Raw genomic sequence first — 15,332 nt, 5'->3', positions numbered from 1 at the left:
GGGGCTTACCAAAGCATTTTCCGGAGTTAAGTTTCCATGGCCAAGATCGCCCCTCAATTGCCTATCGAAGTCGACAGCGAAACCGGTGTCTGGACCTCCGACGCCCTGCCGATGCTGTACGTGCCGCGCCATTTCTTCGTCAACAACCACATGGGGATTGAAGAAGTCCTGGGCAGCGAGGCCTACGCCGAAATCCTCTACAAGGCCGGCTACAAATCCGCCTGGCACTGGTGTGAAAAAGAAGCTGAATGCCACGGCCTGGAAGGCGTCGCAGTGTTCGAGCACTACATGAAACGCCTGTCGCAGCGCGGCTGGGGCCTGTTCAAGATCCAGGACATCGACCTCGATAAAGGCACCGCCAGCGTCAAGCTCGAGCACTCGGCGTTTGTCTACGTGTACGGCAAGGTCGGGCGCAAGGTCGACTACATGTTCACCGGCTGGTTTGCCGGCGCGATGGACCAGATTCTCGAAGCCCGTGGCAGCAAGGTTCGCACCGTTGCGGAACAAGTCTACGGCGGCTCCGAAGAGGGCCACGACGACGGCCTGTTCACCGTCAAGCCGTTGTAAGTCGAGGACCCTGCCATGGCTTTCGAAGCAATGTTTGCGCCGATCCAGATCGGCAAACTGACCATCCGCAACCGCGTGCTCAGTACCGCTCACGCCGAGGTGTATGCCACCGACGGCGGCATGACCACCGACCGCTATGTGAAGTACTACGAAGAGAAAGCCAAGGGCGGGATCGGCCTGGCGATCTGCGGCGGTTCTTCCAGTGTCGCCATCGACAGCCCGCAAGGCTGGTGGAAGTCGGTGAACCTGGCGGATGACCGGATCATCCCGCACTTCCAGAACCTGGCCGACGCCATGCACAAGCATGGCGCCAAGATCATGATCCAGATTACCCACATGGGCCGTCGCTCGCGCTGGGACGGCGAGCATTGGCCCACGCTGCTGTCGCCTTCGGGCATCCGCGAGCCGGTGCACCGCGCCACCTGCAAGACCATCGAGCCTGAAGAAATCTGGCGTGTGATCGGCAACTACGCCACCGCTGCGGCACGGGCCAAGGCCGGTGGCCTGGACGGTGTGGAACTGTCAGCGGTGCACCAGCACATGATCGACCAGTTCTGGAGTCCTCGGGTCAACAAACGTACTGACGAATGGGGCGGCAGCTTCGAAAACCGCATGCGTTTCGGCCTTGAGGTGTTGAAGGCGGTACGCAAGGAAGTCGGCCCGGATTTCTGCGTCGGCATCCGTTTGTGCGGCGACGAATTCCATCCGGACGGCCTGTCCCACGAGGACATGAAACAGATCGCCAAGTACTACGACGACACCGGCATGCTCGACTTCATCGGCGTGGTCGGCTCGGGGTGCGACACCCACAACACCCTGGCCAACGTTATCCCGAACATGAGTTATCCACCGGAGCCGTTCCTGCACCTGGCGGCCGGCATCAAGGAAGTGGTCAAGGCCCCGGTGCTGCACGCGCAGAACATCAAGGACCCGAACCAGGCCACGCGCATCCTGGAAGGCGGCTACGTGGACATGGTCGGCATGACCCGCGCCCACATCGCCGACCCGCACCTGATTGCCAAGATCAAGATGGGCCAGATCGACCAGATCAAACAGTGCGTCGGCGCCAACTACTGCATCGACCGCCAGTACCAGGGCCTGGACGTGCTGTGCATCCAGAATGCCGCGACCTCCCGTGAATACATGGGCGTGCCGCACATCATCGAGAAATCCACCGGGCCAAAACGCAAAGTCGTGGTGGTGGGGGCTGGCCCGGCCGGGATGGAAGCGGCGCGGGTGGCTGCCGAACGTGGCCACGACGTGACGCTGTTCGAGAAGAAAGAATTTATCGGCGGGCAAATCACCACTGCATCGAAAGCCCCGCAGCGTGACCAGATTGCCGGGATCACCCGCTGGTTCCAGCTGGAACTGGCGCGCCTGAACGTCGACCTGCGCCTGGGCGTGGCGGCGGACGCGGCAACCATCCTCGACCTGCGCCCGGACGTGGTGGTGCTGGCGGTGGGCGGTCATCCGTTCCTGGAGCAAAACGAACACTGGGGCGCGGCTGAAGGCCTGGTGGTCAGCAGCTGGGACGTGCTCGACGGCAAGGTTCTACCTGGCAAGAACGTGCTGGTGTACGACACCATCTGCGAGTTCACCGGCATGTCGGTGGCCGACTTCCTCGCGGACAAGGGCAGCCAGGTCGAGATCGTCACCGACGACATCAAGCCGGGCGTGGCCGTGGGCGGTACGTCGTTCCCGACGTACTACCGCAGCATGTACCCCAAGGAAGTGATCATGACCGGCGACATGATGCTGGAAAAGGTCTACCGCGAAGGCGACAAGCTGGTGGCGGTGCTGGAGAACGAATACACCGGGGCCAGGGAAGAGCGGGTGGTGGACCAGGTGGTGGTCGAGAACGGCGTGCGTCCGGACGAAGAGCTCTACTACGGGCTCAAGGCAGGCTCGCGCAACAAGGGCCAGATGGATATAGAGGCCCTGTTCGCGATCAAGCCGCAGCCGTGCCTGAGCGAGCCGGGCGAGGGGTACTTGCTGTTCCGCATTGGTGACTGCGTGGCCCAGCGTAATACCCACGCGGCCATCTATGACGCCCTGCGCCTGTGCAAGGATTTCTGACGAGGTGTACTCGGTCAAATGTGGGAGCGGGCTTGCTCGCGAAAGCGGTGTGTCAGCCACTGGATGCATCGACTGACACGCTGCCTTCGCGAGCAAGCCCGCTCCCACATTTCGGGCCAGTTTCACAGTAGACCTGTGTGGTCTTCGGGAGCTTCACCATGTTGAACACCCTTCTTCCCATCCTGCTCTTCGCCGCCCTGGGCCTTGCCGTCCTCGGCGCGCTGCGCCGGGTGAACATGTGGCGCCGCGGCCGGTCCTCCAAGGTCGACTTGCTCGGCGGCCTGTTGGCCATGCCCAGGCGCTACATGGTCGACCTGCACCATGTGGTCGCCCGCGACAAATACATCGCCAACACCCACGTCGCCACCGCCCTGGGCTTTGTGCTCTCGGCGCTGCTGGCGATCCTGGTGCACGGTTTCGGCCTGCATAACCGCATCCTCGGCTACGCCTTGCTGTTGGCTTCGGTGCTGATGTTTGTCGGCGCCACGTTCGTCTACCTGCGCCGTCGCAACCCGCCTGCACGCCTGTCGAAAGGCCCGTGGATGCGCCTGCCGAAAAGCCTGATGGCGTTCTCGGTGAGCTTCTTCCTGGTGACCTTGCCGGTGGCCGGGATTCTGCCGGCGGACTTCGGCGGCTGGCTGCTCGCCGCGCTGCTGAGCCTGGGCGTGTTGTGGGGCGTGTCGGAAATGTTCTTCGGCATGACCTGGGGCGGCCCGATGAAACACGCCTTCGCCGGTGCCCTGCACCTGGCCTGGCACCGCCGCGCCGAACGCTTCGGCGGCGGCCGTTCCACCGGTTTGAAACCCCTGGACCTCGCGGATAAAAGCGCGCCCCTGGGCGTGGAAAAACCGGTGGATTTCACCTGGAACCAACTGCTCGGCTTCGACGCCTGCGTGCAGTGCGGCAAGTGCGAAGCCGCGTGCCCGGCGTTCGCCGCCGGCCAGCCACTGAACCCGAAAAAACTTATCCAGGACATGGTCGTCGGCCTGGCCGGTGGCACCGACGCCAAGTTCGCCGGCAGCCCGTATCCTGGCAAAGCCATCGGCGAACACAGCGGCAACCCGCACCAGCCAATCGTCAATGGCCTGGTGGACGCCGAGACCCTGTGGTCGTGCACCACTTGCCGCGCCTGCGTGGAAGAGTGCCCGATGATGATCGAGCACGTGGACGCCATCGTCGACATGCGCCGCCACCTCACCCTGGAAAAAGGCGCGACCCCGAACAAGGGCGCCGAAGTCCTGGAAAACCTGATCGCCACCGACAACCCGGGCGGTTTCGCACCGGGCGGGCGGATGAACTGGGCGGCGGATTTGAACCTGCCCTTGCTCAGCGACAGGAAAACCGTCGACGTGCTGTTCTGGGTCGGCGACGGTGCCTTCGACATGCGCAACCAGCGCACCCTGCGCTCGTTCGTCAAAGTGCTGAAAGCCGCCAAGGTCGACTTCGCCGTACTGGGCCTTGAGGAGCGCGACAGCGGCGACGTGGCCCGGCGCCTGGGCGATGAAGCGACTTTCCAGCTGCTGGCCGCACGCAATATCCAGACCCTGGCCAAGTACAGCTTCAAGCGCATCGTCACCTGCGACCCCCACAGTTTCCACGTGCTGAAAAACGAATACGGCGCCTTCGATGGCAACTACCTGGTGCAGCACCACAGCACCTACATGGCCGAACTGATCGACGCCGGCGCCCTGAACCTGGGCCAGCACAAAGGCAACAGCGTGACCTATCACGACCCGTGCTACCTGGGCCGCTACAACGGTGAGTACGAGGCACCGCGCCAAGTGCTGCGGGCGCTGGGGATCGAGGTCAAGGAAATGCAGCGCTCCGGTTTCCGCTCGCGCTGCTGCGGTGGCGGTGGCGGGGCGCCGATCACCGATATTCCCGGCAAGCAGCGGATTCCCGACATGCGCATGGAAGACATCCGCGAGACCGGCGCCGAACTGGTGGCCGTGGGTTGTCCACAGTGCACGGCGATGCTGGAAGGCGTGGTCGAACCGCGTCCCTTGATCAAGGACATTGCCGAACTGGTAGCTGACGCGTTGCTTGAAGACGCGGCACCGGCCAAGGCGCCGAAACGCGAACCTGCGGAGGTGCATTGATGAGCGACATTATCCGCCGCGACCCACGGGCCGAATGGATCGCCCGTAACCGCCTGCACCCGCTGCACGCGGCGATGCAGCCGGTGCAACACAGCTGGATGGGGCCCAATGGGGTCATCCGCAAGAACGTGCACGGTGTCGGTTTTATCGGCCCCAACGGCATCAAGCGTATTGACCGCAGCGGCGCCCAGCAGGGCGGCGCGGCCAAGCGTACGGCAGCGGTGGAAGTGCAGTTGCCGCTGCATCAGGTACCGGCGCCCGCTTTCTACATCAACGTGGTGCCGGACATGGTCGGCGGCCGCCTGAGCAGCCACGACCGCGACTTGCTGGGCCTGGCCCGGCAGCTGGCCGGCGACGACGGTGCGGTATTGGCCGTAGTGTTCGGCGAACACAAGGAAAACGCCTTCGCCACCGCCGGTGTGGATCGGCTGCTGGTGTTGGACGGGCATGAATTCGACGGTTATTCACCGGAGCAACGGGTTCACGGGCTGCGGGCTGTGGATAACCAGTTCAACCCGCGCCACTGGTTGCTGCCGGACAGCCGCAGCGGCGGTGGTGAATTGGGGCGGCGCTTTGCCGCCAGCCTCAAGGAGCGCCCGGCCACGCGGGTCTGGCAGATCAAGGGCCAGGAATGTATTGGCCGTGCGGGTGCCGGCCAGCAAGACCTGGCCCGGCCACTGCCACGCATAATCCTGGCGGCGGCGGAATGCGCCGAGCCTGTCAGCGATACCCGTCACGAAGTGTTGCCGGTGGAGTTATCCACAAGCCTGGCCCGCAGCTTGCCGCGCATTGAGGATTTGGGCGCGGTGGCCGTGGACCCGGGGGCAATTCCCATGGCCGAAGCCGAGTTCATCTTCTCGGGCGGCAACGGGGTCAAGGACTGGGCACTGTTCCACCAGACTGCTGCCGCGTTGGGCGCCACCGAAGGTGCTTCGCGGGTGGCGGTGGACGACGGCTTCATGGCGCGCGATCGCCAGGTCGGCGCCAGCGGTACCTGGGTCACCGCGCGGGTTTACGTGGCGGTGGGGATTTCCGGGGCGATCCAGCACCTGCAAGGCATTGGTGCCTGCGACAAGGTGGTGGCGATCAACCTCGACCCGGGCTGCGACATGATCAAGCGTGCCGACCTGTCGGTGATCGGCGAAAGCGCCGCGATACTGCAAGCCTTGATCGTTGCGGTCGAGGCCTACCGCCACGGCGCCAAGCGCGATGCGGCTTAAGGAAACGGCCATGACGACGAATGTAATCAGCCTGGTGTCCATCGGTGCCCACCCGACTTCCGGCCGTCCACGCCGGGCCGAGCAAGACGCGCGCGCAGTGGAACTGGGCCTGCAACTGGCAGGGGATAACCTGCAAGTGCTGCACGCCGGCGACATCGGCGAACCCACCCTGCGCGCTTACCTGGGCATGGGCTTGCCGCAGTTGCACGTGCTTGAACAACCGGCCGGGGCAGACGCCTTGCCGGTGCTCGGCGACTATCTGCGGGACGCGGGCGCCCAAGTGGTGCTCACCGGCAGCCAGGCGGAAACCGGCGAAGGCTCGGGGATGTTGCCGTTCCTGCTGGCGGAACAACTGGGTTGGCCGCTGATTGTCGGCCTGGCCCAGGTGGAATCCATCGAAGGCGGCGTGGCCCATGTGCTGCAGGCCTTGCCTCGCGGCCAACGGCGGCGGCTGAAGGTGCGCCTGCCGTTTATGGCCACGGTGGATAACGCGGCGCCCAAGCCACGGCAAAGCGCCTACGGCCCGGCGCAACGCGGTGAGCTGACGGCCCATGACGTCGAGGTGTTGGAGGATGAGTTATTCACAGGCGCTGTATTGCAGCCGGCCAAGCCTCGGCCCAAGCGCCTCAAGGTGATCAAGGCCAAAAGCGGTGCCGACCGGATGAAGGCTGCAACGGCCAAGGCCAGCGGCGGCGGTGGGCAGGTGCTCAAAGGCGTGAGCCCGGAAGCGGGCGCTGAAGCCATTCTTAAATTGCTTATAGAAGAAGGTGTAGTGCGCTGATCCACTGTGGGAGCGGGCTTGCTCGCGAAGGCGGTGTGTCAGGTAACTCATGTACCGACTGATCCGCCGCTTTCGCGAGCAAGCCCGCTCCCACACTGTGTTGCGGCGATTGTGGCTTTACCCACAATCCCTGTTAACCCACCTGTGGATAACCTGTTCGCGGCTGTCCACACCCCATGCAAATCAAGCCCTCCAGCTCGTTGTACGAAAAATAACCAACCTAACTGACGGTTTTTCCTTGGGTTTTTCTGTGGATAAGGAAAATACCCGGCGCAGACTTGCCCCCAAAGTCTGTTGGTGCTTCTGTGGATAAGATGTTCGCTATCCGCTGTAGGCCATATAACGCGTGGCTTACAGTGCGTTGATTAAAATGTAACCAATATCGCTATTCCGGCTGGTTTTTGCTTTCAAAGCCGCGATTTTCCTCGGTTTAAGCCGGTTTTCCACAGATGGCCCAAAGTTGCCCCCAAAGTCTGTTGGCGCTTCTGTGGATAAGGTGTTTGCGTTCCTCTGTAGCCCATGCAGGACGTGGCTTTCAGGCTTTAGGTCAAAAAATGATCAATGTGGGATAAAACCGGTACCTTTGAATAAGTCACGGATTTTATTGGTTTTATTTCGACGGGAAAGCGCAGTTGCCCACAATTGCTGTGGGTGGCTTTGTGGATAAGTTGTTGGGCAATGGCTGGAAGGCAGGAAAGCAGGGGTCTGTCAGAGACCTGGCTGTTTTTTGTACAGTTCAGGTCCCTGTCACTGTATGGCTTACTCGTGGACCGCGACGCCTTTCAGATACGGCGCTGGCGCCGCCCCCAGGTTGCTCAGCATCCGCTCGCTGTACCAGTCCACAAAGTTGACCACACCAAACTCATAAGTCTTGGAGTACGGCCCTGGCTGGTACGCGGTGGAGTTGATGCCACGCTGGTTCTCTTCGGCCAGGCGACGGTCCTGGTCATTGGTGGCGTCCCACACTTTGCGCATGCGCTCGACGTCGTAGTCCACACCCTCCACGGCGTCCTTGTGCACGATCCACTTGGTGGTGACCATGGTTTCCTGGGCACTGATCGGCCACACGGTGAACACAATGATGTGGTCGCCCATGCAGTGGTTCCACGAGTGAGGCAGGTGCAGGATGCGCATCGAGCCCAGGTCCGGGTTCTTAATGCGGCCCATCAGCTTGTTGCAGCCTTGCTTGCCGTCGAGGGTCATCGACACGGTGCCCTTGAGCAGCGGCATGCGCACGATGCGGTTACGCAGGCCGAAGCTGGCGTGGGCGTAAGGGATCTTTTCGGCATCCCAGGCGGCGGCGGAGGCGGCCACGTGGTCCTTGAAGGCCTGGTCGGCCCGCGGGTCGGTAACGTCGTCCCATTCCAGCAGGGTTTTCAACAGTTCCGGGTGCGACGCGTTGCAGTGGTAGCACTCGCGGTTGTTTTCCAGCACCAGCTTCCAGTTGGCTTTTTCAAACAAGGTGGTCTGGATCGCCACCTTGGTGTTCTCCATGTCGTAGGGTTCCATGTAGTGGCTCAAGGTCGACAGGAAGTCGTCGATGGCCGGCGGGTTCTCCGACAGGCTGATAAAGATGTAGCCACCGGCGGTCTTCACATTCACCGGCTTGAGGCCGTATTGCTTCATGTCGAAGTCGGCGCCCATTTCGGTACCGGCGAACAGCAGGCGGCCGTCCAGTTCATAGGTCCACTGGTGGTAATGGCACACCAGCTTGGCGACCTTGCCCTTGTCGCTGGTGCACAGGCGCGAACCGCGGTGGCGACACACGTTATGGAACGCGTGCACCACGCCGTCGGCGCCACGGATCACGATGATCGGGTTCTTGCCCACTTGCAGGGTGATGTAGTTGCCCTTGGCGGGGATCTCGCAGGTCATGCCGGCGATCAACCACTCTTTCTGGAAAATTTCCTGCATGTCGATATCGAACAGCCGCTCATCAGAGTAAAACGGCTGCGGCAGCGAAAAGGTCCGCTCGCGTTCTTGCAGCATTTGCGCAGTGGCCTTGCGTGCGGGTTCCAGCGGATCGCCCAAGCTTAAGGTTGCGGTGACGTCCATCGTGTGTGTCCTCATGGCCATTCTGTGTGGCCGGCGAATAGTGGCTAGGTTTTGCAGCAAGGCGTAAAGAAAGCGTCTTTGTTGGGAGCGAGTGTGGGCCCCACAACGGCCAGAACCTTATCCATGAACGACATGGCCCACTCTGTTCCCGACGCGCAACCCCCGTGGTATGGGGGCTGGTCGCGATAAGTATGTGAATGTCGCAGATAGGTAAATGGGTGGTTCTCGCGTTACGCAGAATCGCCACCATAAGGCCGATCACACGGCTATGGAGAACAGCATGTCCAACAGCTTCCTGAACCCGGTAACAACCCAGACCTGGGCCAATGGTCGGCACATCGTCCGTTGCGTCAAAGTCATCCAGGAAACCTGGGACGTGCGCACCTTCTGCTTTATGGCCGACCAGCCGATCCTGTTCTTTTTCAAGCCCGGGCAGTTCGTCACCCTGGAGCTGGAAATCGACGGCCAGCCGATCATGCGTTCGTACACTATTTCCAGTTCGCCGTCGGTGCCTTACAGCTTTTCGGTGACCATCAAGCGCGTGCCGGGCGGCAAGGTGTCCAACTGGTTGCATGACACGCTGCACGAAGGCCAGGAGCTGGCGGTGCACGGGCCGGTGGGGTTGTTCAATGCCATCGACTTCCCGAGCCCGAAAGTGCTGTACCTCAGTGGTGGTGTCGGTATTACCCCGGTGATGTCCATGGCGCGCTGGTTCTACGACACCAACGCCAACGTCGACATGACGTTTATCCACAGCGCCCGCTCGCCAAAGGACATCATTTACCACCGCGAGCTGGAGCATATGGCGTCGCGGATTGATAACTTCAGCCTGCACCTGATTTGCGAAAAACACGGCCTGGGTGAGCCCTGGGCCGGTTATCGCGGTTACCTGAACCACAAGATGCTCGAACTGATGGTGCCGGACTTCCTGGAGCGGGAAGTCTTCTGCTGCGGCCCGACGCCTTACATGAACGCGGTAAAGCGCCTGCTGGAAGCCGCCGGCTTCGACATGGCGCGTTATCACGAAGAATCCTTCGGCGCGACGCCACCGGAAGCCCGGGCCGACGCGGTGGAGCAAGCCGAACAAGCGGCGGATGCGCCGGAAATCGACCTGGCGGACCTGCATCAGGTGGAATTCATTGCCTCTGGCAAGAGCATCCGCGTGGCACCGGGCGAGACCGTTCACGCAGCGGCAGCCAAGCTTGGCCTGCTGATTCCGAAAGCCTGCGGCATGGGGATCTGCGGGACGTGCAAGGTGCTGAAGCTGGGCGGGGAGGTCGAGATGGACCACAACGGCGGGATCACCGAGGAAGACGAAGCCGAGGGTTACATCCTGTCGTGCTGCAGCGTGCCGAAGGGTGATGTGCGCATCGAGTTCTAATGATCGTTCCCACGCTCCGCGTGGGAATGCCTCTTTGGACGCTCCGCGTCCCGTCCCGCTGTGTGACGCGGAGCGTCACGGGCTGCATTCCCACGCAGAGCGTGGGAACGATCAGTTAGAGGTTATTGGGCATAGATATGCACGACGAAGTGCTGGCCGGATGCTGTCAGTTCATAGACCTTGTCAGTGATCCGCAATGTCCTCGTCGGTTCGCTGATGGTGTCACCGATTTTCGCGGATTTTCTGAATTCGTCCCAGTCGATGACGGTGGTGCTGATAGTGCCTTCGCCTAGTAAGTTGTTTCCGTAGCGTTGCGCTTCCATGGTATTGCCCTCTGCTGGATTTCCGTTTCCGGCCGATTATTCGGCTGGCGGTTAGTCCCGAAAGGCGGCCTTTTCCTTTCGGGTTCCAAGAGGCTAGTCAATGAAAGCTGAGTTGGTTGCTGTCAGAAATATCAAAAAACAGTCTCGGCCTTTCGCCATTATCTGAGGGGCTGATGCCTACTTCAGGCGCTCATTACTTCCCGAATATCTGCGGCTAATTCTCTTACACGCTCTTCCTCGGTATCCCACGCGCACATGAACCGCGCGCCGCCTTTACCGATGAAGGTGTAGAAGCGCCAGCCCTTGGCCGTCAGCGCGGCAATTGCCGGTTCCGACAGTTGCAGGAACACGCCGTTGGCCTGCACCGGGAACATCAACTCCACACCCGGGATATCCGCCACCAGGCTGCTGAGCAATTGTGCACAGTGGTTGGCGTGGCGGGCGTGTTTGAGCCAGGCGTCGTTTTCCAGCAGGCCCACCCACGGGGCGGAGAGGAAGCGCATCTTTGAGGCAAGCTGCCCGGCTTGTTTGCAGCGGTAGTCGAAGTCTTCGGCCAGCTTGTGGTTGAAGAACAGGATCGCTTCACCCACGGCCATGCCGTTCTTGGTGCCACCAAAGCACAGCACGTCGACGCCGGCTTTCCAGGTCAGGTCGGCCGGCGAGCAGCCGAGGAATGCGCAGGCGTTGGAGAAGCGTGCGCCGTCCATGTGCAGGTTCAGCCCCAGTTCCTTGCAGGTGACGCTGATGGCGCGGATTTCTTCCGGGGTGTAGACGCTGCCGACTTCGGTGGCCTGGGTCAGGGTCACGACGCGGGGTTTCGGGTAGTGAATGTCCTGGCGCTTGAGGGCGATCTCGCGGATCGACTCCGGGGTCAGCTTGCCGTTTTCGGTGCGGGCGGTGAGCAGCTTGGAACCGTTGGAGAAAAACTCCGGCGCGCCGCATTCGTCGGTTTCGACGTGGGCGGTTTCCGAGCAAATCACGCTATGGTAGCTCTGGCACAAGGAGGACAGCGCCAGGGAGTTGGCTGCGGTGCCATTGAAGGCGAAGAACACTTCGCAGTCGGTTTCGAACAGTTTGCGGAAACCGTCGGCGGCGCGGTGGGTCCATTCATCATCGCCATAGGCGCGTTGATGGCCCTGGTTGGCGAGTTCCATGGCGGCCCAGGCTTCCGGGCAGATGCCGGAATAGTTGTCGCTGGCGAATTGTTGGCTCTTGTCGGTCATGGCCCAGTCCTGTGGTCGATGTTGGTGCGCACTTTACCCAAGATTGTCGGGCGGGCGCACGCACTGTTAATGCAAAGTCATTGGGGAATTATGCACGGTTCTGAAAGCGTTCCTGTAAGCCGCGTTCGCGATGGCGCCCTGGACCTGCTCAAGTGGCTGGCGCTGCTGAGTATGGTGCTGGACCACCTGCGGTATGTCGGTTTGAGCCTGGACGGGCTGTATGTGCCGGGGCGCCTGGCGTTCCCGTGGTTTTGCCTGGCGATCGCGGCGAATCTGCATCGGGTCAAGGGCGCGCCGGTGACGGGGCAGTGGCGCTATCTGGGCTGGTTGCTGCTGTTCAGTGTGATCAGTGAGGTGCCGTACCGGATGTTCATCGACGACGCCGACACGCTGAACGTACTGCCGACCCTGGCGCTGGGTTTGCTGGTTGCCCGGGGATGGCAGCAGAAGACGGTTATTGATCGAGGATTGGCGTTGATCGCGCTGGTTTTGGCGGGGTTGTTTTCGGCTCAGTTGATGTTCGGTTTTTTTGGTGTGCTGCTGCCGTTGGCGATGCTGCTGGTGTTTTGCCGGCCGTGGTATTTCAGTGTGCTGCCGGGTGTGGTGTGCCTGGTTGCCAACCAATGGCAGATCCTGCTCGACAGCGGCACGCTGGTGGCGATGCTGGGATTGGCGACATGCCTGATTGCGCCGCTGGCCGGATTGGTCTTGTTGCGACATGCCGGGCAGGTATCGCCACCGGCCATGCGGCGCTGGGCGTATGCGCTTTATCCGGCGCATTTCCTGCTGCTGCTACTCCTTCGAAAGATCATCGCCTAACCCCTTGTAGGAGCGAGCTTGCTCGCGAAAAACGTCAACGATTACGAGGGCTGTCTGGATGCGCGCGGCGCCCTCAGGTTTTTCGCGAGCAAGCTCGCTCCTACAAATGCCGGGGGCCATGTCGTAAACGCACCTTTGCGTGGCGTCCATAGGCATTTGACCTCTCTGCGCCAGCCCTACCATCGCATCAAAGGGCCCCTCCGTCGTGCGGCGGCCCCAACAATACGATTGGCGCACCGCCGCCGCTGGGAGAGACGCGATGTTCAGCAAGCAAGACCAGATCCAGGGTTATGACGATGCACTGCTGGCGGCCATGAATGCCGAGGAGCAGCGCCAGGAAGATCATATCGAGCTGATCGCGTCAGAGAACTACACCAGCAAGCGTGTCATGGAAGCCCAGGGCAGCGGCCTCACCAACAAGTACGCCGAAGGTTACCCGGGCAAGCGTTACTACGGCGGCTGCGAGCACGTGGACAAGGTCGAAGTGCTCGCCATCGAGCGTGCCAAGCAGCTGTTCGGTGCCGATTACGCCAACGTGCAGCCGCACTCCGGTTCGTCCGCCAACAGTGCGGTGTACCTGGCGCTGTTGAACGCCGGCGACACCATCCTCGGCATGAGCCTGGCCCACGGCGGCCACCTGACCCACGGCGCCAAAGTGTCGTCCTCGGGCAAGCTGTACAACGCGGTGCAATACGGCATCGACACCAACACCGGGCTGATCGACTACGACGAGGTCGAGCGCCTGGCCGTGGAGCACAAGCCGAAGATGATCGTGGCGGGTTTTTCCGCCTACTCCAAGACCCTGGATTTCCCGCGCTTTCGCCAGATCGCCGACAAGGTCGGTGCGCTGCTGTTCGTCGACATGGCCCACGTCGCCGGCCTGGTGGCCGCCGGTCTGTACCCGAACCCGCTGCCCTACGCCGATGTGGTCACCACCACCACCCACAAGACCCTGCGCGGTCCACGTGGCGGGTTGATCCTGGCCAAGTCCAACGAAGAAATTGAAAAGAAACTCAACTCTGCGGTATTCCCGGGCGCCCAGGGCGGCCCGCTGATGCACGTGATCGCCGGCAAGGCGGTGTGCTTCAAGGAAGCCCAGGAACCAGGTTTCAAGGCCTATCAACAGCAAGTGATCGACAACGCCCAGGCCATGGCCGGCGTGTTTATCAAACGCGGCTACGATGTAGTGTCCGGCGGCACCGATAACCACCTGTTCCTGGTCAGCCTGATCCGTCAGGGCCTCACCGGCAAAGATGCGGACGCCGCCCTCGGTCGCGCTCACATCACCGTCAACAAGAACGCCGTGCCCAACGACCCGCAGTCGCCCTTCGTGACCTCGGGCCTGCGTATCGGCACGCCGGCGGTGACCACACGCGGCTTCAAAGTGACCCAATGCCTGGAGTTGGCCGGCTGGATCTGCGACATCCTCGACAACCTCGGCGACGCCGATGTGGAGGCCAACGTCGCCAAGCATGTGGCCGCCCTGTGCGCTGATTTCCCGGTTTATCGCTGAGCGCGGTTTTGGAGTAATGACTATGCAACGCTACTCGGGCTTCGGCCTCTTCAAGCACTCACTCAGCCACCACGAAAACTGGCAGAAGATGTGGCGCACGCCCACCCCGAAAAAGGTCTACGACGTGGTCATCGTCGGCGGCGGCGGGCATGGTCTGGCGACGGCTTACTACCTGGCCAAGGAACACGGCATCACTAATGTGGCGGTGGTCGAGAAAGGCTGGCTGGGCGGCGGTAACACCGCGCGCAACACCACCATCGTGCGGTCCAACTACCTGTGGGACGAGTCGGCGCACCTTTACGAACACGCGATGAAACTCTGGGAAGGTTTGTCCCAGGATTTGAACTACAACGTGATGTTCTCCCAGCGTGGCGTCTACAACCTGTGCCACACCCTGCAGGATATCCGTGACTCCGAGCGTCGCGTCAGCGCCAACCGCCTCAACGGTGTGGACGGCGAACTGCTCAACGCCAAGCAGGTGGCCGACGAGATCCCTTACCTCGACTGCTCGAAAAACACCCGCTACCCGGTCATGGGCGCCACCGTGCAACGTCGCGGCGGCGTGGCCCGTCACGATGCCGTGGCCTGGGGCTTTGCCCGCGCCGCTGACGCACTGGGCGTGGACCTGATCCAGCAGACCGAAGTGATCGGTTTCCGCAAGGAAAACGGTGTGTGCATCGGCGTGGAAACCAACAAAGGCTTCATCGGTGCCAAGCGCGTCGGCGTGGTGACGGCGGGTAACTCCGGCCACATGGCTTCGCTCGCGGGCTTCCGCCTGCCGATCGAATCCCACCCGCTGCAAGCACTGGTGTCGGAGCCGATCAAACCGATTATCGACAGCGTGATCATGTCCAACGCCGTGCACGGTTACATCAGCCAGTCCGACAAGGGCGACCTGGTGATCGGCGCCGGTATCGACGGCTACAACGGCTATGGCCAGCGCGGCTCGTACCCGGTGATCGAGCACACCATCCAGGCCATCGTCGAGATGTTCCCGGTGCTGTCCCGCGTGCGCATGAACCGCCAGTGGGGCGGCATCGTCGACACCACGCCGGATGCCTGCCCGATCATCTCCAAGACCCCGGTCCCGAACATGTTCTTCAACTGCGGTTGGGGCACCGGTGGTTTTAAAGCGACTCCAGGCTCAGGCAACGTATTTGCCGCGAGCCTCGCCAAGGGTGAAATGCACCCATTGGCAGCTCCATTCTCCATCGACCGTTTCCACAACGGCGCGCTGATCGACGAACACGGCGCTGCGGCCGTCGCCCACTAACA

12 protein-coding genes and 1 pseudogene are annotated in these 15,332 nt (G+C 61.9%); 10 read left to right on the top strand and 3 right to left on the bottom strand.

Annotated elements, in window-relative coordinates:
• Positions 1-36 precede the first annotated feature (36 nt).
• The 5 genes from HX824_RS07785 to HX824_RS07765 all read left to right on the top strand — a co-directional run bounded on the left by HX824_RS07785 (position 37) and on the right by HX824_RS07765 (position 6,743).
• Positions 37-567 (top strand): DUF5943 domain-containing protein, encoded by a 531-nt coding sequence (locus HX824_RS07785; RefSeq protein WP_087694765.1) that lies wholly within the window; start codon positions 37-39, stop codon positions 565-567.
• A 15-nt stretch (positions 568-582) separates the two neighbouring features.
• Entirely contained in the window at positions 583-2,643 is a 2,061-nt protein-coding gene (dgcA, locus tag HX824_RS07780; RefSeq protein ID WP_087694764.1) for a dimethylglycine demethylation protein DgcA, read from the top strand.
• A gap of 158 nt (positions 2,644-2,801) precedes the next feature.
• Positions 2,802-4,742, top strand: coding sequence for a dimethylglycine demethylation protein DgcB (gene dgcB / locus HX824_RS07775; RefSeq protein ID WP_177054413.1), 1,941 nt, complete (start codon positions 2,802-2,804; stop codon positions 4,740-4,742).
• A complete protein-coding gene (locus tag HX824_RS07770) occupies positions 4,742-5,962 on the top strand; it encodes an electron transfer flavoprotein subunit alpha/FixB family protein (protein ID WP_087694762.1) in 1,221 nt (406 codons plus the stop codon). The genes dgcB and HX824_RS07770 overlap by 1 nt, the downstream gene beginning before the upstream one ends.
• A gap of 10 nt (positions 5,963-5,972) precedes the next feature.
• On the top strand, positions 5,973-6,743 hold the full coding sequence (locus tag HX824_RS07765) for an electron transfer flavoprotein subunit beta (protein ID WP_102370063.1): 771 nt from the start codon (positions 5,973-5,975) through the stop codon (positions 6,741-6,743).
• 759 nt (positions 6,744-7,502) lie between these two features.
• Here HX824_RS07765 and gbcA read toward each other — a convergent pair.
• On the bottom strand, positions 7,503-8,798 hold the full coding sequence (gene gbcA / locus HX824_RS07760; RefSeq protein WP_003216945.1) for a glycine-betaine demethylase subunit GbcA: 1,296 nt from the start codon (positions 8,796-8,798) through the stop codon (positions 7,503-7,505).
• Positions 8,799-9,078: 280 nt separating this feature from the next.
• Here gbcA and gbcB point away from each other — a divergent pair, with 280 nt between their 5' ends.
• Positions 9,079-10,179 carry a glycine-betaine demethylase subunit GbcB gene (gbcB, locus tag HX824_RS07755; protein ID WP_003216947.1) on the top strand — a complete coding sequence of 367 codons (1,101 nt, stop codon included), beginning with the start codon at positions 9,079-9,081 and terminating at the stop codon, positions 10,177-10,179.
• Positions 10,180-10,301: 122 nt separating this feature from the next.
• Here the strand turns inward: gbcB and HX824_RS07750 are convergent, their stop codons facing one another.
• On the bottom strand, positions 10,302-10,502 hold the full coding sequence (locus tag HX824_RS07750; protein WP_003209176.1) for a hypothetical protein: 201 nt from the start codon (positions 10,500-10,502) through the stop codon (positions 10,302-10,304).
• A 182-nt stretch (positions 10,503-10,684) separates the two neighbouring features.
• A complete protein-coding gene (locus HX824_RS07745; protein ID WP_010167499.1) occupies positions 10,685-11,725 on the bottom strand; it encodes a low specificity L-threonine aldolase in 1,041 nt (346 codons plus the stop codon).
• Between the two features lie 90 nt (positions 11,726-11,815).
• On the opposite strand from HX824_RS07745, the gene HX824_RS07740 reads away from it, so the two are divergent.
• From HX824_RS07740 to HX824_RS07730, 4 genes and pseudogenes are all read left to right on the top strand, one after another.
• A complete protein-coding gene (locus HX824_RS07740; protein ID WP_177054412.1) occupies positions 11,816-12,544 on the top strand; it encodes a TraX family protein in 729 nt (242 codons plus the stop codon).
• A gap of 18 nt (positions 12,545-12,562) precedes the next feature.
• A pseudogene (locus HX824_RS32505) lies at positions 12,563-12,649 on the top strand (outer membrane lipoprotein carrier protein LolA); the annotation flags it as partial.
• A gap of 154 nt (positions 12,650-12,803) precedes the next feature.
• Entirely contained in the window at positions 12,804-14,057 is a 1,254-nt protein-coding gene (gene glyA, locus HX824_RS07735; RefSeq protein ID WP_008434333.1) for a serine hydroxymethyltransferase, read from the top strand.
• Between the two features lie 22 nt (positions 14,058-14,079).
• Complete coding sequence (locus HX824_RS07730) at positions 14,080-15,330, top strand: sarcosine oxidase subunit beta (RefSeq protein ID WP_003209185.1); 1,251 nt, start codon at positions 14,080-14,082, stop codon at positions 15,328-15,330.
• The last annotated feature ends 2 nt before the right edge of the window (positions 15,331-15,332 follow it).

Source organism: Pseudomonas sp. D4002 (assembly GCF_013385665.1).
Classification (GTDB): Bacteria; Pseudomonadota; Gammaproteobacteria; order Pseudomonadales; family Pseudomonadaceae; genus Aquipseudomonas.
This window is presented reverse-complemented; position numbering and strand designations above follow the sequence as displayed.